The sequence below is a fragment of the Streptomyces sp. NPDC028991 genome (assembly GCF_055564775.1).
Genome location: NZ_JBVHVP010000017.1, coordinates 61185 through 80714 on the forward strand (window position 1 = coordinate 61185; position 19530 = coordinate 80714).

A 19530-nucleotide genomic window follows, 5' to 3' on the forward strand; every position below is an offset into this window, starting at 1 on the left:
ACCACGCGGGGCCTGTCCGGCCTGAGCCGCCGGACAGGCCCCGCGTTCCCCCGAGCCGTGGGTCAGCCGCTGTGCCGGCCCCCGGTCGTGGCCCGTCGGCGGACCGACGCGAACATGACGGCCGCGCCCACCGCCAGGGCGGCTGCGCCACCGACGGCGACGTAGGGAGTGGTGCTGTCCCCGCCCGTCTCGGCGAGGTTCCCGGTGCCCGCGCCGGCGGCCTTGACCTGGTTGGGCTCCCCACCGGCGGCGGGCGTCGAGGCGTCCTCCGGCGTCCCGCCCGACGGCTCGTCCGACGGCTCGTCCGGGGCGGCGGGGTCCGTCGGGTCCGTCGTCGTCCCGGCGTCCTGGTCGCCGTGGCCGTTGTGTTCGACCGTCGACTTGTCGGCCGCGGCCGCGATCTGCTCCTCCGACGGGGCGGAGGCCGCGGGGGCCGGGGCGCCACCGCCGGCGGAGCCGCCGCCCGCTGAGTCGTCACTCGCGGCGCCACCGCCGTTGCCGCTGCCGCTGCCGCTGCCGCCCCCGAAGGAGACGTCGGAGCAGGAGTAGAACGCCTCCGGGCTGTCCGAGCGCTGCCACACCGCGTACAGCAGGTGCTTGCCCGACCGCTCGGGAAGACTCCCGGAGAAGGTGTAGAAGCCGCCCGAGGCGGCCGGGTCGGTGGCGGTGGCCACCGGGGCGGACAGGTCCAGGTCGCCCCAGCCCAGCGGCTTGGCCGGGTCGTAGCCGGGCTTGGTGACGTACACCTTGAAAGTGCCCTTGTGCGGGGCCGTCACGCGGTACTTGAAGGTGTACGAGCCGCTGCTCACGCTGGTGGCGGGCCAGTCGGCGCGGGCCAGGTCCATGCCCTTGAAGGCCGGGTCGTTGGCGCTGCACAGCTTGCCGTCCGGGATCAGCTCCTGGTGCTTGCCGGCCGCGTTGCCGATGCGGATGCCGTTCCAGTCGTAGAGCGCCTGCGTGCCGCCGGCCGCGACCGCCGCCTTGCAGGCGTCCGACTTGGGGCTCTCCGGGCCCTCGGCGTGGCACTGGGACACCCGGCTGACGGGATCGCCCATCGAACCGTGCGCGGACGCCGGGGCGGCGGCCAGCGTGGTCAGGGCGAGTGGGGCGAGGCCGGCGACGGCGACGGCGGCGGCCTTGCGGGACGCGGACGGTGCGGGCATGGGGAACTCCTCGAAACGGTCTCTGGGACGTGGGGACTTGAGCCGGGAACCCGTGGGGTGATCAGCAAACTAGCCCCGAGAAACCGCGAAATCGCCTGTCGGCGACGGGTGGTGGAGATCCTTATGGCCGCGTTAAGGGAGTGCTCAGGCTGCGCTGAGGTAGCTACCGTTCGCGGCATGGCACGGGAACGAGAAGAGCAGGTCCGGCAGGCGGTCGCCGCCGACCTGCCGGCGGTGGAAGACGTCACCGACGCCGCCTACCGCCCCTACGTCGAGCGCATCGGGGTGGTGCCGCAGCCCATGGAGGCGGACCACGCGGCGAACGTGGCCGCGGGAAGGGTGTTCGTCACGGAGGCCTCGGGCGGACCCGTGGTGGGCGTTGTGGGTCTCGTCGTCCTGGAGGCACACCCGGACCACCTCTTCCTCGACAGCGTCGCCGTCCACCCCGACGCGCACGGCAGGGGCGTGGGGCGGCGGCTGCTGCGCTTCGTGGACGCACGCGCCCGTGCGCTGGACCTGCCCGAGGTCAGGCTCTACACGAACGCGTTGATGTGGGAGAACCAGGAGATCTACCCGAAATACGGCTACGAGGTCGTGGAACGTCGAGTGGACGGGCCCTACGACCGCGTCCACTACCGTAAGCGGCTGCTCTGACGCGTCTCATGACGTGACCGGTCCGGTCAGCTGTCCGGCCACCACGTGCGCGCGATGTCCTTGCGGACCTCCGGGCGTCCAGAGGGACGCTCGTCGGCCTCCTCACGGACTCGGCGGGCGTCGGTCTTCTTCAGGGGCTTCTGCACGGTCAGACGGCGCATGGCTGCCTCCTTACGGATCCACCGGGTTCCGCGTTCTCACGGAGGTAGACCCTTTCCCCGAGACTTACCCATCGAAGCATGGCTGTCAGTGGCGGTTGTCACGATCCGGTGTCCCGATCCCGTTGTCAGTGGCGGGTGTCACTCTTGGCGGCATGGCGAACCACAGTGACGAGGCGACCGCGCCGGGTATCGACTGGGACGCGCGGGCCGCCGTCTTCGACGACGAGCCGGACCACGGTCTGCGCGACGCGGACGTGCGCCGGGCCTGGGCGGCCCGGTTGGCATCCTGGCTGCCCACGCGGCCCGGCGACGTCCTCGACCTGGGGTGCGGCACCGGCAGCCTGTCGCTCCTCGCGGCCGAGCGGGGACACCGCGTCACCGGTGTCGACCTGTCCCCGGCCATGGTGGGGCGGGCCAGGTCCAAACTCGCCGGTCGTGACGCCGTGTTCCTGACCGGTGACGCGGCGGCACCGCCGGTGGGCGGGCAGCGCTTCGACGCCGTGCTGGTCCGGCACGTGCTGTGGACGCTGCCCGACCCCGGCCGGGCCCTGCGGCACTGGCGGGAGTTGCTGCGTCCCGGAGGGCGGCTGGTCCTGGTCGAGGGGGTGTGGGGGACCGTCGCACCGGCCGGCATACCCGCCGGCCGGCTCACCGCGCTCCTCGCCCCGCTCGCCGGGCAGGTGCGCGTGGAGCGGCTGTCGGACGACCCGTCGCTGTGGGGGAGGGACGTGGCGGACGAGCGGTACGCGATGGTGGCGATACCCGGGTGAGCCGTCCGCCCCGTGCTATTCCAGCAGGCCGCTGAAGCCATCCGAGCGGGCCAGCCGCTCCAGCTCGTCCAGCGCGGCCACGGCGGCGGCAGCGGCCTCCGGGTCCCGCTCCGCCAGACCGCTCTCGGCGAACTCGTCCTCGTCCAGCCGCCGTACGTCCGTGCCGTCGGCGGAGCGCCACAGGTCCAGGTCGAGGTCCTCCACGACCAGTTCCCCGCCGGTCAGTACGGCGGGGCGGGTGATGTCGCAGTACCAGCCCTTCAGCGCACCGGCCGCCGTCCGGACCTCCTTCACCGAGTACCACCGGTCGCGCCAGTAGTACTCGGTGAAGACGTCCCCGGCCTCGAAGCGCACGAAGCCGAAGTCGCGGACGCCCGCCCCGGCCCAGGGGGCGCGGACGGCGAGGCGGACGCCGTCGTCGTGCAGCAGCTCGCCCGCGTACCGGATCTTCGTACGGCCCGCCTTGACCAGGACGACGTCCACCCCGGGCGTCGCCTCAGCCGAGTTCGCGGACATAACGCGTCTCCGTCCCGCAGACCTCGTACCCGAGCCACTTGTTGACGGCGAGCATCGGGCCGTTGTCGGAGTCGTTGCCCGTGAAGGCCTCCGTGTACCCGGCGGCGCGGGCCCGGTACAGGGAGTCGGTCTTGGTGAGCTTGGCGAGACCCCGGCCGCGGTGGGCCCGGACGGTGCCGGTCATCGCGGTGGAGTAGCGGGTGCCGCCGTCCGTGTAGGCGACGCTGAAGGCGACGGGGCGGCCGTCGGCCACCGCGACCGTGGTCAGTTCGCGGTCGAGCAGCGGGTGCCGCCAGGTCTCCGCGAGCCAGGCCTCGTAGTCCGTGAACTCGACGGCGACGTCGCTCGGTTCGTCCTTCAGCGTCTCCGCGTCAAGTTCGAACACCGGACGGGGATCGTCGGCGAAGTCGGCCGCGGTGCGCAGTTCGACGCCGGGGGGAGGGGACGGCCGGGTCGGCAGGGTGCCGTCGGCCAGGTCGAGGCGGAGGAAGTGGGCCGAGCGCCGCCGCTCGTAACCGTGCCGCTCGGCGAAGGCCAGGCCGGCGGGCTCGTCCAGCACCCAGGCGAACAGCTTCGTCGCCCCCTCGGTGGCGAGGTACTCCTCGGCCGTGCGCACCAGCAGCCCGCCGGCCCCGCGCCGGAGCCTGTCCGGGCGGACGTAGATGTTGAGGTATGCCTGGCCGGGCTCCGGGCTGTCGTGCACCAGCCCCACCTGGGCCGTCCCGATCACCTCCCCGTCCTGCTCCGCGACGAGGGACCGGCTCCGGGCGTCCGGGTGGGTGCCCAGGAGGTGGTGGACGACGGCCTCGGGCGTCCACAGCATGAACGGCAGGGCGACATGGCGGACATGGGCGAAGGCCGCGACGTCGGCCGGATCGTCGGGACGCAGGTCGCGCACAAGAACGGTCATGTGGGCGCACGCTACGGCGAGCGGTCGGTCGGATGCCTCTCATTTTCCCGGGGATACGGGACAATCGCTGCGTGACCTTGAAGATCCACATCGATGACGGCGCCCCGCCCTACGAGCAGGTGCGCGCGCAGATCTCCGAACAGGCGCGGTCGGGGGCGCTGCCGGTGGGGTACCGGCTGCCCACCGTGCGCGGACTGGCCGAGTCCCTGGGACTCGCCGCCAACACGGTCGCCAAGGCGTACCGGGCGCTGGAGGGGGACGGGGTGATCGAGACCCGGGGGCGCAACGGGACGTTCGTCGCCGCCGCCGGTTCAGCCGCCGAGCGGGAGTTGGCGGCCGCCGCGCAGGGGTACGCCTCGCGGGCACGGCGGCTCGGGATCGCGGAGGCGGATGCGCTGGGCGCGGTGCGGGATGCCCTGCGGGCGGCCTATCGGGACTGAGCGCCGTGCCGGTCGGGGGTGTCGCCCGGCCGCGGGTGCGCCGTGGCTGGTCGCGCGGTTCCCCGCGCCCCTTTCGGCGTACGGGTGACCGAAAGGTTCGCCGTTCGAGCGAGTCGGCCGAACAGCACCGCGTCGCGCACCGCCGCCGCGTTCGGGTCGTTGTTGAAGTACACGTAGACGTCGTGGTCGTCCGGCCAGGTGTTCGCGATGCGGTCGACCCATGTCGCCAGAGACCGACGGCCGTAGTGCGGCCACGGCGCGGCGCGCCCCTGGTGGAAGCGGACGTAGCCCCAGTCGGTGGTGCTCCACAGCGGAGTGGCCGGACGGGCCCGGACGTCGGCCCAGCACAGCGCGGCGCCCCGGGACTCCAGGACCCCGCGCACCTCGGGCGTCCACCAGGACTCGTGCCGGGGCTCGACCGCGACCCGCGTGCCGGGCGGGAAGCGGGCGAGGCAGGCGTCCAGGAGGCCCGCGTCGCCCCGCAGCGTCGGCGGGAGCTGCAGCAGGACCGGGCCGAGGCGGTCGCCCAGGCCCGCCGCGTGGCTCATCAGGCGGTCGACCGGCTCCTCCGGGTCCCGCAGCCGCTTGATGTGGGTGAGGTAGCGGCTCGCCTTGACGGCGACGGTGAAGTCCGCCGGTACCCGATCGCGCCACGCCTCGAACGTCTCGCGCGCGGGCAGCCGGTAGAACGCGTTGTTGATCTCGACCGTCGCGAAACCGGCCGCGTACCGCTCCAGCCACAGCCGGACGGGCAGGCCGGGCGGGTACAGGACGCCCCGCCAGTCCCGGTACTGCCAGCCGGACGTGCCGACGAACAGGGTCATACCCCCATCAAAGCACCCGGCCGCCCCGCTAGAGGTAGAGCCCCGCCTCGGCGCCGTCCCGTGGCTCCGGCAGCGCCGTCGGCGAGGTGCCCCGGCGCAGGGCGTACAGCTCGGCCAGCGTGGCGCCCTCGCGGCCGACACCCTCCTCGGTGCCCAGCCAGTCCACCGCCTCGCGGCGGGTCAGCGCTCCGACCTCGATGCGGGCCAGGCAGCGGCCGGGGCGGACGACTGCGGGGTGCAGGCGTTCCAGGTCCTCGTTGGTCGTGACGCCGACCAGGACGTTGCGGCCCTGGCCGAGCAGTCCGTCGGTCAGGTTCAGCAGCCGGGAGAGGGCCTGGCCGGCGGTGTGCTTCGCCTCGCCGCGGATCAGCTCGTCGCAGTCCTCCAGCAACAGCAGCCGCCAACGGCCCTTGCCCGCCGCGTCCTCCTCGCCGATCGCGATGTCCATCAGGTAGCCGACGTCGGAGAAGAGCCGTTCCGGGTCCAGTACGCAGTCCACCTGGCACCAGTCCCGCCAGGACCGGGCGAGCGTGCGCAGCGCCGAGGTCTTGCCGGTGCCGGGGGGCCCGTGCAGGAGCAGCAGCCGGCCCGCGATGTCCTCGGGGGTCGTCTTCATCAGGGTGTCCATCGCGTCGGCGACCGGCGCCGTGTAGTTGGCCCGGACCTCGTCCCAGGTACCCGCGGAGATCTGCCGCGTGGTGCGGTGCGGGCCGCGCCGCGGGGAGACGTACCAGAAGCCCATCGTGACGTTCTCCGGCTGCGGCTCGGGCTCGTCCGCCGCGCCGTCCGTCGCGTCGCCGAGCACCTTCTCGGCCAGGTCGGCGCTGGTCGCCGTCACCGTGACGTCGGCGCCGCGGTTCCAGCGTGAGACCAGCAGCGTCCAGCCGTCGCCCTCCGCCAGCGTCGCGCTGCGGTCGTCGTCGCGAGCGATCCGCAGCACGCGCGCGCCGGGCGGCAGCAGCGTCGCCCCGGAGCGCACGCGGTCGATGTTCGCCGCGTGCGCGAAGGGCTGCTCGCCGGTCGCGAAACGGCCGAGGAACAGCGCGTCGACGACATCGGACGGGGAGTCGCTGTCGTCGACGTTGAGCCGGATCGGCAGGGCCTCGTGAGGGTTGACGGACATGCCGCCATGATCCGGCACCCGGCCGCCGCGTGCACCCGGTTTCCCGGGTACCCGCGGCTCCCGCGCCCTCCGGCACGGTCCGGCCGACGGCCGGCGGTTCAGGCGCCGGCCCCCAGCATCCGCCCCCGTACCCGCCGCGTCCCGCGGAGTACGGCGTACCCCTTGGTGAGGGCCCGGTCCCGGGCGAAGGTACGGGCGATCGCACGACCCTCGATCAGCCGTGCGAACTCGTCGGGCCCCGTACTCCTGCGCACGGTGACCCGCCGCAGCGCGTACGGCCCCTGGGCGCGGCGCGCCAGGCCGTTGCCGACGGCGAGCGCCTGCGCGTACCCCGTCTCGCGCACCGCCCGCCGCACCCGGCGGTCGGAGTACCCGTAGGGGTAGGCGAACGAGGCCGGTACGGTGCCCAGCTGGTCGGCGACGATCTCCTTGCAGTGGATCAGTTCGTACCGCAGCCGCCGCTCGCCGAGTCGGTCGAGCTGCGGATGGGTGTGGCTGTGTCCGCCGATCTCCACGCCGGCGGCGGCGAGCTCGCGGACCTGGTCCCAGTCGAGCATCGTGTCCAGGGCGCCCCCGGTGTCGTGCGGGCCGCGCAGCCAGCCGGTCGAGACGAACAGGGTGGCCGGGAAGCCGTGTTCGGCGAGGGCGGGCAGGGCGTGGCGGTGCACGCCCTCGTAGCCGTCGTCGAAGGTGATGAGGACGGGCCGCTTCGGCAGCGGGCGGCCGGAGCGCCAGGCGGCGGCCAGCTCCGCCGTGCCGACCGGCGTCAGGCCCCGGTCGGCGATCGCCGCCATCTGCTCGGCGAACGCCTCCGGGGTCACCGACAGCACGCGGGTCGCGTCGTCGGGCTCGTCCGCGACCGCGTGGTACATCAGGACCGGCACGCGCGCGTCGGCCTCGCGGACCTGCTCAGCCATGCGCGCCCCCCTCGACGGCCGCCACCGTGAACGTGGCCCCGCCCCGCCGCGCCCGCACGCTCCCCACCACGTAGCCGCCCGCCGCCGTGAGCACCCCGGCGACGATCGCGCCCGCCCGTCCCGCGCCGCCCGGCCGGGCCAGCACGGCGTCGCGCAGCCCGCGCACCACCCCGGCCGGCAGCACCCGGGTGGCGTACCGGCGTTCGGACTCGAGGCCCTTGTCCGCGCCGACGCTGCGTGCCACCAGGGCCTTCGACAGGCCCTCGGCGTAGGCGCGGGTACGGAAGTAGCCGAAGTGCTCGCGGGCCTCGGGCACCCGGTGGTGGATCACCGCCCGGTCGTCGATCAGCAGCACCGCGTCGGGCCGGGCACGGGAGAGCCGGATGCACAGTTCGGTCTCCTCGCAGCCCAGCGGGCGCTTGTCGCCGTCGCGCCCGATGCCGGTGGCGAAGCCGCCCGCCGCGTCGAACGCCTCGCGCCGGAAGGAGGCGTTGCCGCCCAGCACGTTGCGCACCCGTACCCGGCCGGGCGGCAGGCCACGGTACGTGCAGCCCACCACCCAGTCGAACTCCTCCGGGAACCAGCCGGGCCGGCGCCCGGACGCCCAGATGGGCACCGTGCGCCCGCCGACGGCGACGACCGCCGGGTCGGCGTACCCCTCGGCGAAGTGCCGCAGCCAGTCGCGCTCGGCCACGGCGTCGTCGTCGAGGAAGGCGATCACCTCCCCGCGCGAGGCGGCGATCCCGGTGTTGCGGCCGGCGGACAGGCCGCGGGGGCCCGCGTTGGCGAGCACCCGCACGTCCCGCCGCTCCTTGTACTCCTTCAGCAGCCGGTCCCTCAGCGCCTCGTTGTGGTCGACGACCAGCAGTGTCTCCAGGGCCGGCCGGGACTGCGCCCGCACCGAGGAGACCGCCGCGAGGATGTCCTCCCAGCGGTCCTCGGTGTAGACGCAGATCACGACGGAGATCGTGAGTGAGGCGTCGGGACCGCTCAAGACGCCTTCCTCCGGACCGGGACGACGGGGACGACCGGGGCGACCGGTCCCACCGCACCGGCCGATCCCGCCGGCCCGAGTGTCGTGGAGTGCGTACGGCTGCGCAGCGCACGCCGGTTGGAACGCTCGTCGAGGATCACTCTGAGCACTCGCAGCCCGTCCCGCACGGCGCGCAGGTTGCTGACGCCGTGGATGCGCAGGTACTCGTGGCTGGGTATCTCCTGGACCTTCAGGCCCGCCTTGACGACCCGGATGTTCATCAGGGTCTCGACCTCGAAGCCGGTGCAGTCGAGGTCGATCTTGTCCAGGCAGTGCCGCCAGAAGGCGTTGTAGCCGTAGCACAGGTCGGTGTACCGGGCGCCGAACTTCCGGTTGACGACCGCGCACAGGGCGCGGTTGCCGAGCTTGCGGATGAAGGTCATGTCGTCGGTCCCGCCGCCGTTGGCGAAGCGGGAGCCCTTGGCGAAGTCGGCGCCGGAGACGAGGGCGGAGACGTAGGACACGATCTCCTGGCCGTCGGCCGAACCGTCGGCGTCGACCATCACGATGATGTCCCCGGTGCACGCCTTGAAGCCGGTGATCAGCGCGTCCCCCTTGCCCTTGCCGCGCTGCTCGACGACCTTGACGTCCGGCCGGAGTCCCCGGGCGACCTCGACGGTGCCGTCGGTGGAGTTGCCGTCCACGAGGACGACCTCGTGGATCCACTCGGGCAGTGTCTTGAAGACGTAGGGAAGGTTCTCCGCCTCGTTCATGGCGGGTATCACCACGCTCACCGGCGGCGCTATCGCCAGGTGCGAGGAGACGGGCCGGTACCCGGCGGGCGACGGCTCGGGTGACGCGTCGGGTGAGGAATCCGGTGACGGATCGTTGCCCGTCGGCGCCGGCTGCAGAACTGAGCTCATGAGTCTGGTCCCTCTCGTCCGGCGGACCGCCCGCCCCAGGGGCGGTCCGGCTCTGTGTCCGGTTCGAAAGGGGGGTTCTCACCCAGGGCGCGACGGCATGGATCTCCGTGCGTGCCAGGTGAGCTGGCAAAGCCTGTCGGCGCCGGAAGAAATCGGCAGCCGACCGCGCGGCACGGCCCGGTCACCGGTGCGGTCACCGAGCACGGCACCCCCCTACCGCGCCCCCTCGCCCCGGTCCGCCGCGGCCTCGAGCCCTCCCCTGAGCCGCTTGCCGACGTACCGATGCGGGAGATGTATGACGGTATTGACGATTGAACCCGTATGGCAAGACCTGGAAGCAGGTCTCACGTTTTTGTTGGTTTGCCGTCATCCGTTCTTCTTGCGGGGCGATTTGCACGGATCGGGTCCCCCTGGACCGTTCCGCTTTGCCCCCCGAAGCCCAAGATGCCGGGCCTCAATGTGGCGCAGCTCGCAGGAGAGCGTCAAGGGCGCACTGGCGTTCCCGCTGACTTTCGTCCGATTTTGAATGACTGTCAGCCATTTTTTGGCATGGACACTTCCTGTCGACGCGCGTAGCCGCTACCACGGTCATGGCAGAGATCCTGCTAAAGGAGGTTCCATGAGACGTTACCGACTTGTCGGCTTCCTGAGTTCAGTACTCCTGGCCGCCGGCACCGCCCTCACCGGGGCCGCAACCGCTCAGGCGGACCAACAGGCCGCAGCCGAGGGCTATGTGGCGCTCGGCGACTCCTACTCCTCCGGGGTCGGAGCGGGCAGCTACATCGCCTCCAGCGGCGACTGCAAGCGCAGCACGAAGGCCCACCCGTACCTGTGGGCGACCGCCAACTCGCCCTCGACGTTCGACTTCACCGCCTGTTCCGGCGCCCGTACGGGTGATGTTCTCGCCGGACAGCTCGGCCCGCTCAGCTCCGCCACCGGCCTGGTCTCGATCAGCGTCGGCGGCAACGACGCGGGCTTCGCCGACGTCATGATGACGTGCGTCCTCCAGTCCGACAGTTCCTGCCTGTCGCGGATCGCCACCGCGAAGGCGTACGTCGACTCGACGCTGCCCGGCAACCTCGACGGCGTCTACTCGGCCATCCGCGGCAAGGCGCCCAACGCCCACGTCGTCGTCATCGGATACCCGCGCGTCTACCAGCTCGGGGCCTCCTGCATCGGCCTCTCCGAGACCAAGCGGAAGGCGATCAACGACGCCGCCGACCACCTCAACACCGCGATCGCCAAGCGCGCCGCCGACCACGGCTTCACCTTCGGCGACGTACGTCCCACCTTCACCGGCCACGAGATCTGTTCCGGCAGTTCCTGGCTGCACAGCGTGAACTGGCTCAACATCGGCGAGTCCTACCACCCGACCGCGGCGGGCCAGTCCGGCGGCTACCTGCCGGTCCTCAACGGCGCCGCCTGACCGGAAGCGGAAGGAGAAGAGGAGGGGGAGGCCCCGCCCGTCGGGGTCTCCGTCTCCGGCTCCGTCCCCGTACCGGTCTCGCAGGTCACGGAGAAGGCCACCGAGTTCGACGTGGCCTCCACCGGAGACCGCACCTCCACGCGGACGGCGCTCTCGAACGTGCCGCTGTCCTCGTTCGTCGTCACGACGACCGAGTCCTGCCGCGAGCGGTCACCGCCCGCGGGAAAGGACAACGTCCTCCACCCCGGGTCCGAGACCGACCCGTCCTCCGTCACCCAGCGGTAGCCGACCTGCGCGGGCAGCCGCCCCACCGTGAACGTCGCCGTGAAGGCGGGCGCCTGGGCGTGCGGCGGGGGACAGGTCCCCGAGTAGTCGGTGTGCGAGCCGGCCACGGAGACCTTCACCGACCGCGGTGGCGGACTGCTCTCCGGGCTGCGGCTGCCGGAGGAGACCGACGGGCTCGGCTCCTCACTCGTCTCCGGCCGGCTCTGCGCGGCCGAACTCGCCCCAGGGGCCCCGCCGCCCGAACCCTCCGTACCGCCGCCGTCCGAGCGGTTCAGCAGCGCGTACGTCAGCCCGGCCAGCGCGAGTACGAGCACCGTCAGACCCAGGAGCAGCACCGCCCGCGCACGCCGGTCCCGTCTCCCGGGCGCGGCGGGCCCGGGACCCGATGTGCTCGCCGTCGCGGGAACGGGCATCGGTGGAGTCGGTGAGGTCCCCGGCCCGGGACGGGCCGCGACCGTCGGGGCGTACGCGCCGGCCGGCACCGTGCCGGCGCGCGGCACGCCGCCCCCGGAGGGAGTACCCCCGGTGCCCACGAGCCGCAGCTCCCGCTCGGCCCGCTCGGCCGGGAGCCGCTCGGCCGGCTCCTTGCGCAGCAGCCCCTCGATGACGGGGGCGAGCGCGCCGGCCCGGTGCGGTGGCGGCAACTCCTCGTCGACGATCGCCCGCAGGGTGCTCAGCGGGGTGTCCTGGCGGAAGGGCGAGACGCCCTCGACCGCCGCGAACAGCAGCACGCCCAGCGACCAGAGGTCGGACTCGGGACCGGGCGTGCGGCCCAGCGCCCGTTCCGGGGCGAGGAACTCGGGCGAGCCGATGACCTCGCCGGTCATGGTCAGCGCGGAGCTGCCCTCGACCATGGCGATACCGAAGTCGGTGAGCACGACCCGGCCGTCGTTCGACAGCAGTACGTTGGCCGGCTTCACGTCCCGGTGCAGCACTCCCGCACCGTGCGCGGCCCGAAGCGCGGCCAGCACTTCGGCACCGACCCGCGCGGCCCGCCGCGGTTCCAGTGGCCCCTCGGCCTCCAGCAGGTCGGCCAGCGACAGCCCGCGGACCAGCTCCATCACGATCCAGGGCCGGCCGTCCTCGGTGGCCACGTCGTACACCGTGACCACGTTGTGGTGGGCGACCCGGGCGGCGGCCCACGCCTCGCGCTCCAGCCGGGCGTACATCCGCTGTACGTCGGACCGCGGCAACCCGGCGGGCGCGCGCACCTCCTTGACGGCCACCTCGCGGTGCAGCACCTCGTCGCGGGCGCGCCACACCGTGCCCATGCCTCCCTCGCCGAGGGGCGACAGGAGGCGGTAGCGGCCGGCGATCACGCGCTCACCGCCGGGTTCTCCGGACACCGGCGCCCCCTATGAGGTCTCGCGCGGACATTCCCCGGGAGCGGGCCCGTACTTCTCCCGCATTCCTCCCCAAAGTAGCTCAGCCCAATGCGGATGCGGCCCCCCTGAACACCAATCCGGCCCCGAGGACCACCACCACGAACGCCGATCCGAGGGGAGTGGCCCGGCGCACCAGACCGGCCAGCGGGCCCGACGCCCACCGGGGACGCCGTCGCAGCAGACGGCTCACACCACCGCCGACCCGGACGACCGCGACACCGGCCGCGGTGAGGGTGAGGGCGAGCCCGACGCCGTACGCGACCACGAGGAGCAGGCCGAACCAGGCCTGGCCGAGGGCCGCCGCGCCGACAAGCACCACCACGGCGGACGGACTGGGTACGAGCCCGCCGGCGAAACCGAGAAGGACCGTGCCGCGGAGGCTGGGGGCGCTGGGGTGGGTGTGGGTGTGGCCGTGAGGGCCGTGACTGTGCTCGTGGGCGTGGCCGTGACCGTGCCCGCTCTCGTGCCCGTGGTCGTGGGTATGGCCGTGCCCGTGGCCCCGGTTGCGGAGCGCGCGGCGTACGAGGTTCGCGCCCGCCAGGGTCACGAGGACGCCGCTGGCGATGCCGAGCCAGGCGACGACCGAGGGTGCGGCGGCCGAGCCCGCGGTGACCAGGAGGCCGAGGGCGACCACACCCAGGGTGTGCGTGACCGTCACCGAGGCGGCCATCGGCAGGACGTCCTTCAGCCGGGCCCTGCCGCCGCGGGCGGCGGCGGTCGCCGCCATCAGCGTCTTGCCGTGGCCCGGTGCGAGCGCGTGCATCGCGCCCAGGGCGACCGCGATGACGAGGGCGAGACCGGCGAAGCCGGGGGTGAGGCCGCGGCGGGCGACCAGGGAGTCCAGGGCACGGGTCCAGCGGTCGGCGCCGCGGGGCAGGACGGAGGCGGCGGGGGCGTCCCGCCGGTCCCGGTCCAGAGCGGGCCCGCCGGGCCGGACGCGCAGGGAGGCGCTCGCGGTCGTGGCCGGTGAGCCGAGCAACTCCTCCGGATAGCGCGTCAGTTCGCGGGAGGCCGATGCCGTCGGCACGTCCGACGCGGTGAGTGTCGTACGGTCGCCGCGCGCGGTGATCTCCCGCCAGCCGGGCCCGGACGACGCACCGGCGGCCCGGAAACCGACGGCCGCCTCGGCGGCCTTGGGCAGCGGTGCGGTGAGCCGGCATTCCAGGCGCAGGGTGTCGAGCCCGGCCTGACCGGGCCGCACGCGCGCGTGACTGTGCCGCGCGGTGAGGGCGACCGTGCGGCCGTCGACGGTGAGCCGGCTGTCCCGCGCGGCCTTCGCGCAGCGCTGCCGGGCCCACTCGGTCAGGCCGAGCCGTTCGACGTCGGGCCCGGCCTGGGTCGCCGGGATCTCGGCGAGGTCCTCGACGTGGTCGACGCGCAGTTCGCCGGGGGCCGCGACCAGACCGTCGTAGCGGTTGACGGTGAAGTTGCCGAGCGGATGCGCGCTCGCGCCGGCCGCGGGGAGCAGGGCGAGGGCGCAGGCGGCGGTGAGGACGGCGGTGCCGCGCGTCAGGAGACGGCGGGGAGTCAACGGGCCGCCTCCAGGCCCTCGAGTGCCGCACGGGCCTCGCGGGCGCCCAGCGGGGAGAAGCCGGGGTTGAGGTCCAGCGCCGCCCTCAGATGGCGACGGGCGTCCTCGTTCCGCCCCACCGCCCGCTCGATGACGCCCAGATGGTGGAGGAAGGAGGCGTCGCGGTACCCCGTCGCCGTGGCCCGCCGGGCGTACGGCAAGGCCTCGGTGTCGCGGCCGCTGACGTGCAGTGCCCAGGCGAGGGCGTCCGCGGTGTGCACGGTGCGGCGGCGGTCCCACTCGGCGCGGGCCGCGCGCAGTGCCGCGCCCTTGTCGCCGTGGTCGGCGGCGGCGAGGGCGGTGTCCAGGTCGACGTTGACGCCGCCGGACCGGGCGAGAGCCGTCCACGCGTCGACGAGGGCGTACTGCTCGCGGGCCTTCGCCTGTTCCCCCCGCGCCTCGTACAGCTCGCCGAGGGCGACGAGCGGACCGGGCAGCGGGGAGCGGGCGACGACGTCCTCCAGGTCCCGGACCGCTCCCTCCCGGTCGCCGCTCGCGGCCTTGGCCCGGGCGCGGCCCTCCAGGGCGGGCAGGTGGGTGTCGTCGGCGGCGAGGGCGCGGGCGTAGTGGCGCAGGGCGGCCGGGTGGTCCCCCTGGCTCCAGGCGAGCCGGCCCAGTTGGGTGGCGACGTACGCGACGTCGGCGGGGGCGGAGGCACCCGCGAGAGCCTGCTCCAGCACCCGGCGCGCGGTGTCCACCTCGCCCCGCAGCTCGCGGACGTAGGCGTACCGCGTGAAGACCGGGATGCCCGGCCGCCGGGTGTCGGCGGTGTCGGCGGCCCGCACCGCGTCGTCGTAGCGGCCGAGTTCGACGAGGGCGTCGATACGGGAGCACAGGGCGCGCTCGCTGTAGGGGTTGGCCTCCAGGGCGCGGTCGGCGTACGCCAGCGCGTCCGTGAAGTCGTGCCGGGCGGCGGCGAGGGCGGCGCGGCCGGCGAGGGCCTGGTCGTTGCCGGGCGCCAGCTCGAGGGAGCGCTTCAGGGCCTTCTCCGCCCGCGGGTAGCGGGAGGGGTCGCCGTCGGTGCGGGCCTGTTCGACGTAGGCCAGCCCGAGGGCCGCCCAGCCGCCGAAGTCCCGTGGCTGGGAACGGAGGCGGGCCTGCAGCGCCGGGACACTCGCGTCCGTGCGGACGCCGTCCGGCAGCCCCGGCCCGCCCCTCGGCGCACCGGCCGCCACGGAGCCACGACCGTCCCGTACTCCGTCGACGGCCACGGCCCCCGCCGTCAGCGCCACGGCCAGCAGCGCGGCACACCCGACGAGAGGCGACGCCCGCCGGCGCCGCCCCGCCGCGGCGAACCGCCGCACGGCGGCCAGGCGCCGGTCGGCACCGGTGACCTCGGTGTCCTCCGTCCCGGACGCGGGTCCGGGCGGCTCGGCCGGTTCGCTGTCCGGCGCGTTGTCGTGCGTGTGCGGGGCCATGCCTCTCCTCATGCGATCAAGCGACGAAGCGGTGTGAGCGGTCAAGCGGTGCGGGCGGCCAGGCGGTGTGAGCGGTCAAGCGGTGCGGGCGGCCAGGCGGTGTGAGCGGTCAAGCGGTGCGGCCGGCCAGGCGGTGTGAGCGGTCAAGCGGTGCGGGCGATCAAGCGATGCGGGCGGCCAAGTGGTGCGGGCGATGAAGCGATGAACTGGTGCGACGGTGCTGGCGGTGCACGGTGCCGGCGGTGTGAACGGTGCCGGTGACGCACCGGTGACCTGCGTGGGGGTACGAGGCGGCGCGGCCCGCCGTGGGGGAGGGGAAGGGGGCGGGCCGCGCCAGTCGATGGGGCCGGTCAGTAGGCCCGGCCTCGCATGCGGCGCCACCATGCCAGGGCACCGCCGATCAGCAGGATGCCGACGGCCCCGGCGCCCGCGGAGGCGGCGATGAGGGTCGTGTCGTCGGATCCGGCCGGCCGCAGCGCGTCGCCCAGCTGGTTGCGCACGTCGTTGCCCTCGCCGCTGCCGTCGGCGAGCGGGCCGCGTGAACCCTCGGTCGGGTTCGCCACGTACGGGAAGGCCTTCCCGAACTCCTTGTCGTTGGCGTCGACGGCGTCGCCGAGGTCGTTCGGGGCACCGACCAGCTCACCCTCGACGACCTGGAGCGCGGCGTCGAGCACGTCGTCGGTCAGCCTGCGCCCGTTGGGGAAGCCCGCGTTGTCGCCGTCGAGGACACCGAGGCGCTTGGGTTCGGCGGCCGGCGCGACCGAGGTGTTCAGGCGCAGTTGCTCGGAGGGGGTGACGTGGGGCGGCTGGTTGAGGTCCTTGACCCCCTTGAGGAACACGTCGACGAGGTCGTCGCGCGGCTCGGCGGGCGCCTTGATCTCGTAGATGGCCTCGATGAGCTTCGGCAGCTCGGGGTTGGTGACGTTCTCCAGGAAGCGCGCGTCGTCCGCAGGCGCGGACGCGTTGAAGGCGTCCTTGTCCTTCAACGGGTTGACGACCTCGTTCACCAACGGGTTGCCGAGCCGCGAGACCTGGGCGAACTCCCCCTGGGCGTTCTTGCGTTGCGTCGTCGACCAGATGCCCACGACCGGCTGCTCGGCCGACTCCACGATCATGTGGTTCGGGACCTGTAGGGCGATCGAGTTGACGTTGTAGCCCTTGAGGGTGTCGTTGCCGACCTCGGACAGGTTCCCGCCGTACAGCAGATCGAAGACGCGCAGGTCCAGGAAGAACGGGTCGTCGGCCTGCCCGGCGAACGTCTGTGCCCCGCCGGCCAGCTCGTGGACCGCCTGGTCGCGCAGCGCGCCGTAGTCCGGCATCGACGCCTTGCCGACGTTCGACGGTGCCACCGGCACCTCGTGGGCGATCGTCGTCCGGGACGCCTCCTTTCCCTCGTGCAGCTTGACGAGGTCGATGTCGTAGGTCTGGGTGATGTTGAGATCAGGGTCGTCGAGGCTGGTGACGGGGCCCGTGTTGTAGAGGAACGTCTTGTCGTTCTTCGTGTGCGTGGTGAACGTGTAGCGGAACACCAGGTCGCCCTGCGCGTCGCCGTCGTTGTCGACGTGGAGGTCGTACTGGGCATCCTCCGCGAAGGTGAAGAAGTTCGGCCCGCCGGCCGGTTCCTCGAACGGGATCCAGTTCGCGACGAGCGTCGTGGTGTCCGGCCGGTCCGGGCTCACGAAGGCGTACAGGTCCGTGTTGTCGTACTGCGGGGCCCCCGATATCAGCGGGGCCTCCCGGTGGCTGGAGGCGGACGCCGCCCCCGGTTCCAGCGCGGTCACGCCGGCGGCCGCGAGCCCTCCGGCGGCCAGCGCGCCGCAGACCAGCGTGGCGGCGCCCCGGCGGCGCCGTGTGCCACCGCTTCCGGAGATAGGTGTCATGCCGTCCGTCCTCTGTGCCGATGTGCCGACTTCCCTGACGCACCGGCATTCGGAGCACCTCCGGACCCGGATTGGTCCGACCCGGAAAGAAGTCCGAGGAGACCGAGAGGAGTTCGGAACGAGCCCAGGACGAGCCCAGGACGAGCCCTGGGCTACCCCGGAACCCGGCCCCACCGCCAACACGTGCCCGGACGACCCGCGTTTTCCGCCCGCGGATCCGTAACTCCTGCGGAGGGCGTGCCGCCGCGCGCGCCCGGCGCTGACGTGGACGGGCCCGGCGCGGGCCCGCGGGGAGAGGGGGAGCGGGTGGAGGCGGACGAGCTGCTGGTGCTCGTGGCGGACGGCGACCAGAAGGCCTTCGAGGAGCTGTACGGGCTGGTCTCCGGCCCGGTGTTCGGACTCGTACGGCGCGTGGTGCGCGACCCCGCCCAGTCGGAGGAGGTGGCGCAGGAGGTGCTGCTCGAACTCTGGCGGTCCGCGGCGCGGTTCGACCCGCGCCGGGGAAGCGCCCTGTCGTGGATCCTCACCGTCGCCCACCGCCGCGCCGTCGACCGGGTGCGCAGCGCCCGCGCGGCGGGCGAACGCGAGCGGCGCGAGGCCCGCCGCGCCCACCACCCCGCCTTCGACCAGGTCTCGGAGGAGGTCGAGGCGGGTCTCGAACGCGAGTGGGTGCGCCGCTGCCTGGACCGGCTGACCGCCCTGCAGCGCCAGTCGGTCACCCTCGCCTACTACGACGGCTACACCTACCGGGAGGTGGCCGAGCGCCTCTCCCTTCCGCTGGGCACGGTGAAGACACGGATGAGAGACGGACTGAGCCGCCTGCGCGACTGCCTGGGAGGTGTCGCATGAGCCTCTTCGGCCGGCTGCCGCGCCGCGGCGACCTCCACTCGCTCGCCGCGCCCTACGCCCTGGACGCCCTGGAAGGCGCCGAGCGGGTCCGCTTCGAACGGCATCTGGAGGGGTGCGAGCGCTGCGCCGCCGAGGTGCGGGCGCTGTCCGAGGACGCCGTCCGGCTGGCCTGGTCCACGGCCGCCCCGGCGCCGGCCGGCCTGCGCGACCGGGTCCTGGCCGCCGTACGCAGCACTCCGCAGGAGCCGCTGCCCGGGCGCGGGCCCGCGCGCCGGCTGCCGCCGCACGTGTGGGGCGTCCGGCCGCCGCCGGAGCGCTCCCGCCCGTCCCGGCCGCGCCCCCTGCTCGTGCCCTTCGCCACGGTGACGGCCGCCGCGGCGCTCGTGGTCGCCTCGCTCTTCGCCGTCCAGGCCAACCGCACGCAGGACGAGCTGGCCACCGCGCGGGACCGGACACGTGAGATCGCCCACGTTCTGGCCGCCCCCGACGCCCGCGCGACGAGCGGCGAGGACGACCGGGGCCGCAGTATCGGAGTGGTCGCCTCCGCATCCGAGGGGCGCGCGGTCGTCACCCTGAGCGGGTACGGCGAGCCGTCCGGCGACCGCGTGCATCAACTGTGGCTCATGCGCCCCGGCGCCGTGCCGCGCTCCCTCGGGCTCTTCGACGGCGACACGCCCCTGATCGCCTCCGCCCTTGACCGGTCCGCCACGTCACTGGCCGTGACGGTCGAGCCGGACGGGGGCTCGACCCGTCCGACGAGCAGGCCGGTTGTCCAACTCACCCTGGAATCTGTTGGATTCGGAGAGTAATCGTCAACCCCCTTACGGGGAAGGTGAATCCTGTGACCGCGATACACGCATGCCGCACCGGGGCGATAGGGTTACTCTGCCCGGGCCGGGTGGACTCGTACGGGTGGGGAGTGACATGGAACAGATAACAGTGCGCAGCAGGGCAAGGGTCCCTGCCATCACGTGCGGAAGCAGCGCGACCAGCTCGCGTCTCGACCGTCATCTCGCGGTGCTCGGAGGGCCTGCCCTTCCGCAACGGGAGACGGTGGAGGCGACGTCGCTGATGCGTGAGCTGACCGCGCGGGAGCCCGCGCACAAGCGCAGCAGCAGGGGCGTCAGGGTGCGCCGGGTCTCGCTGTTCGCGCCACTGCGCCGACTGCGCCGCTCGCTGTTCGGCGGCAACTGAGGCCCGCGCGCCGGCGGTCACACCGACCCGGCGCGGCGCCGCGCACCCGTCCGTCATCCCCACGGCACGCAGCGGCGCCCCGGTGTGCTCCCCGAGCGCGGGTAAACCTTCGTACGCCCGTACCCGTTCGTACGCCCGCTTCGTACGCC

At 73.6% G+C, this 19530-nt stretch carries 20 protein-coding genes; 7 read left to right on the forward strand and 13 right to left on the reverse strand.

Features of this window, described 5'->3' with window-relative positions; translation table 11 throughout:
- Window positions 1-62: 62 nt before the first annotated feature.
- On the reverse strand, window positions 63-1163 hold the full coding sequence (locus ACZ4V1_RS27375; protein WP_468340844.1) for a lytic polysaccharide monooxygenase auxiliary activity family 9 protein: 1101 nt from the start codon (window positions 1161-1163) through the stop codon (window positions 63-65).
- Window positions 1164-1340: 177 nt separating this feature from the next.
- Here ACZ4V1_RS27375 and ACZ4V1_RS27380 point away from each other — a divergent pair, with 177 nt between their 5' ends.
- Window positions 1341-1817 carry a GNAT family N-acetyltransferase gene (locus ACZ4V1_RS27380; protein ID WP_468340847.1) on the forward strand — a complete coding sequence of 159 codons (477 nt, stop codon included), beginning with the start codon at window positions 1341-1343 and terminating at the stop codon, window positions 1815-1817.
- A gap of 26 nt (window positions 1818-1843) precedes the next feature.
- On the opposite strand, the gene ACZ4V1_RS27385 is transcribed toward ACZ4V1_RS27380, so the two are convergent.
- The gene (locus ACZ4V1_RS27385; RefSeq protein ID WP_386287304.1) at window positions 1844-1978 is read right to left on the reverse strand and encodes a hypothetical protein; all 135 of its coding nucleotides are present in this window, start codon (window positions 1976-1978) and stop codon (window positions 1844-1846) included.
- Window positions 1979-2130: 152 nt separating this feature from the next.
- Between ACZ4V1_RS27385 and ACZ4V1_RS27390 the strand changes: the two genes are divergently transcribed.
- Entirely contained in the window at window positions 2131-2748 is a 618-nt protein-coding gene (locus ACZ4V1_RS27390; protein WP_468340852.1) for a class I SAM-dependent methyltransferase, read from the forward strand.
- Window positions 2749-2763: 15 nt separating this feature from the next.
- Here the strand turns inward: ACZ4V1_RS27390 and ACZ4V1_RS27395 are convergent, their stop codons facing one another.
- Together ACZ4V1_RS27395 and ACZ4V1_RS27400 are read right to left on the reverse strand one after the other, a co-directional pair.
- Entirely contained in the window at window positions 2764-3264 is a 501-nt protein-coding gene (locus tag ACZ4V1_RS27395; protein ID WP_468340855.1) for a ribonuclease FAU-1 family protein, read from the reverse strand.
- The gene (locus ACZ4V1_RS27400) at window positions 3245-4174 is read right to left on the reverse strand and encodes a GNAT family N-acetyltransferase (protein ID WP_468340858.1); all 930 of its coding nucleotides are present in this window, start codon (window positions 4172-4174) and stop codon (window positions 3245-3247) included. Before ACZ4V1_RS27400 ends, ACZ4V1_RS27395 begins: the two co-directional genes overlap by 20 nt.
- A gap of 71 nt (window positions 4175-4245) precedes the next feature.
- Here ACZ4V1_RS27400 and ACZ4V1_RS27405 point away from each other — a divergent pair, with 71 nt between their 5' ends.
- Complete coding sequence (locus tag ACZ4V1_RS27405; RefSeq protein ID WP_468340861.1) at window positions 4246-4614, forward strand: GntR family transcriptional regulator; 369 nt, start codon at window positions 4246-4248, stop codon at window positions 4612-4614.
- On the opposite strand, the gene ACZ4V1_RS27410 is transcribed toward ACZ4V1_RS27405, so the two are convergent.
- The 5 genes from ACZ4V1_RS27410 to ACZ4V1_RS27430 form a co-directional block, all read right to left on the reverse strand.
- Window positions 4602-5438: a DUF72 domain-containing protein gene (locus ACZ4V1_RS27410; RefSeq protein WP_468340864.1), complete on the reverse strand. Its 837-nt coding sequence runs from the start codon at window positions 5436-5438 to the stop codon at window positions 4602-4604. The two genes, ACZ4V1_RS27405 and ACZ4V1_RS27410, sit on opposite strands and share 13 nt — an antisense overlap.
- Before the next feature lie 28 nt (window positions 5439-5466).
- The gene (locus ACZ4V1_RS27415) at window positions 5467-6561 is read right to left on the reverse strand and encodes a DUF5925 domain-containing protein (protein ID WP_468340867.1); all 1095 of its coding nucleotides are present in this window, start codon (window positions 6559-6561) and stop codon (window positions 5467-5469) included.
- Between the two features lie 98 nt (window positions 6562-6659).
- Complete coding sequence (locus tag ACZ4V1_RS27420) at window positions 6660-7478, reverse strand: polysaccharide deacetylase family protein (protein WP_468340870.1); 819 nt, start codon at window positions 7476-7478, stop codon at window positions 6660-6662.
- Window positions 7471-8472 (reverse strand): glycosyltransferase family 2 protein, encoded by a 1002-nt coding sequence (locus ACZ4V1_RS27425; protein ID WP_468340873.1) that lies wholly within the window; start codon window positions 8470-8472, stop codon window positions 7471-7473. Before ACZ4V1_RS27425 ends, ACZ4V1_RS27420 begins: the two co-directional genes overlap by 8 nt.
- Window positions 8469-9374, reverse strand: a complete 906-nt coding sequence (locus tag ACZ4V1_RS27430) for a glycosyltransferase family 2 protein (RefSeq protein ID WP_468340875.1) — start codon at window positions 9372-9374, stop codon at window positions 8469-8471. Before ACZ4V1_RS27430 ends, ACZ4V1_RS27425 begins: the two co-directional genes overlap by 4 nt.
- Before the next feature lie 619 nt (window positions 9375-9993).
- On the opposite strand from ACZ4V1_RS27430, the gene ACZ4V1_RS27435 reads away from it, so the two are divergent.
- Window positions 9994-10800, forward strand: coding sequence for an SGNH/GDSL hydrolase family protein (locus ACZ4V1_RS27435; RefSeq protein ID WP_468340878.1), 807 nt, complete (start codon window positions 9994-9996; stop codon window positions 10798-10800).
- Here the strand turns inward: ACZ4V1_RS27435 and ACZ4V1_RS27440 are convergent.
- The 4 genes from ACZ4V1_RS27440 to ACZ4V1_RS27455 form a co-directional block, all read right to left on the reverse strand.
- Complete coding sequence (locus tag ACZ4V1_RS27440) at window positions 10770-12431, reverse strand: serine/threonine-protein kinase (protein ID WP_468340881.1); 1662 nt, start codon at window positions 12429-12431, stop codon at window positions 10770-10772. The genes ACZ4V1_RS27435 and ACZ4V1_RS27440 overlap by 31 nt on opposite strands.
- 79 nt (window positions 12432-12510) lie before the next feature.
- Window positions 12511-14001: a nickel transporter gene (locus ACZ4V1_RS27445; RefSeq protein ID WP_468340885.1), complete on the reverse strand. Its 1491-nt coding sequence runs from the start codon at window positions 13999-14001 to the stop codon at window positions 12511-12513.
- Window positions 13998-15458, reverse strand: coding sequence for a tetratricopeptide repeat protein (locus tag ACZ4V1_RS27450; protein WP_468340888.1), 1461 nt, complete (start codon window positions 15456-15458; stop codon window positions 13998-14000). The genes ACZ4V1_RS27445 and ACZ4V1_RS27450 overlap by 4 nt, the downstream gene beginning before the upstream one ends.
- A 350-nt stretch (window positions 15459-15808) precedes the next feature.
- Window positions 15809-17338: a DUF4331 domain-containing protein gene (locus ACZ4V1_RS27455; protein ID WP_468340891.1), complete on the reverse strand. Its 1530-nt coding sequence runs from the start codon at window positions 17336-17338 to the stop codon at window positions 15809-15811.
- A gap of 306 nt (window positions 17339-17644) precedes the next feature.
- On the opposite strand from ACZ4V1_RS27455, the gene ACZ4V1_RS27460 reads away from it, so the two are divergent.
- The 3 genes from ACZ4V1_RS27460 (at window position 17645) to ACZ4V1_RS27470 (ending at window position 19381) form a co-directional block, all read left to right on the forward strand.
- A complete protein-coding gene (locus ACZ4V1_RS27460; protein ID WP_468340894.1) occupies window positions 17645-18187 on the forward strand; it encodes a sigma-70 family RNA polymerase sigma factor in 543 nt (180 codons plus the stop codon).
- Window positions 18184-18996 (forward strand): anti-sigma factor, encoded by an 813-nt coding sequence (locus ACZ4V1_RS27465; protein ID WP_468340897.1) that lies wholly within the window; start codon window positions 18184-18186, stop codon window positions 18994-18996. Before ACZ4V1_RS27460 ends, ACZ4V1_RS27465 begins: the two co-directional genes overlap by 4 nt.
- A 115-nt stretch (window positions 18997-19111) precedes the next feature.
- The gene (locus ACZ4V1_RS27470) at window positions 19112-19381 is read left to right on the forward strand and encodes a hypothetical protein (protein WP_468340900.1); all 270 of its coding nucleotides are present in this window, start codon (window positions 19112-19114) and stop codon (window positions 19379-19381) included.
- Window positions 19382-19530 lie beyond the last annotated feature (149 nt).

Coding starts and splice junctions, on each gene's coding strand:
- ACZ4V1_RS27375 (WP_468340844.1), bottom strand. CDS start 1,163: ATGCCCGCACCGTCCGCGTCCCGCAAGGCCGCCGCCGTCGCCGTCGCC.
- ACZ4V1_RS27380 (WP_468340847.1), top strand. CDS start 1,341: ATGGCACGGGAACGAGAAGAGCAGGTCCGGCAGGCGGTCGCCGCCGAC.
- ACZ4V1_RS27385 (WP_386287304.1), bottom strand. CDS start 1,978: ATGCGCCGTCTGACCGTGCAGAAGCCCCTGAAGAAGACCGACGCCCGC.
- ACZ4V1_RS27390 (WP_468340852.1), top strand. CDS start 2,131: ATGGCGAACCACAGTGACGAGGCGACCGCGCCGGGTATCGACTGGGAC.
- ACZ4V1_RS27395 (WP_468340855.1), bottom strand. CDS start 3,264: ATGTCCGCGAACTCGGCTGAGGCGACGCCCGGGGTGGACGTCGTCCTG.
- ACZ4V1_RS27400 (WP_468340858.1), bottom strand. CDS start 4,174: ATGACCGTTCTTGTGCGCGACCTGCGTCCCGACGATCCGGCCGACGTC.
- ACZ4V1_RS27410 (WP_468340864.1), bottom strand. CDS start 5,438: ATGACCCTGTTCGTCGGCACGTCCGGCTGGCAGTACCGGGACTGGCGG.
- ACZ4V1_RS27415 (WP_468340867.1), bottom strand. CDS start 6,561: ATGTCCGTCAACCCTCACGAGGCCCTGCCGATCCGGCTCAACGTCGAC.
- ACZ4V1_RS27420 (WP_468340870.1), bottom strand. CDS start 7,478: ATGGCTGAGCAGGTCCGCGAGGCCGACGCGCGCGTGCCGGTCCTGATG.
- ACZ4V1_RS27430 (WP_468340875.1), bottom strand. CDS start 9,374: ATGAGCTCAGTTCTGCAGCCGGCGCCGACGGGCAACGATCCGTCACCG.
- ACZ4V1_RS27435 (WP_468340878.1), top strand. CDS start 9,994: ATGAGACGTTACCGACTTGTCGGCTTCCTGAGTTCAGTACTCCTGGCC.
- ACZ4V1_RS27450 (WP_468340888.1), bottom strand. CDS start 15,458: ATGGCCCCGCACACGCACGACAACGCGCCGGACAGCGAACCGGCCGAG.
- ACZ4V1_RS27455 (WP_468340891.1), bottom strand. CDS start 17,338: ATGACACCTATCTCCGGAAGCGGTGGCACACGGCGCCGCCGGGGCGCC.
- ACZ4V1_RS27465 (WP_468340897.1), top strand. CDS start 18,184: ATGAGCCTCTTCGGCCGGCTGCCGCGCCGCGGCGACCTCCACTCGCTC.
- ACZ4V1_RS27470 (WP_468340900.1), top strand. CDS start 19,112: ATGGAACAGATAACAGTGCGCAGCAGGGCAAGGGTCCCTGCCATCACG.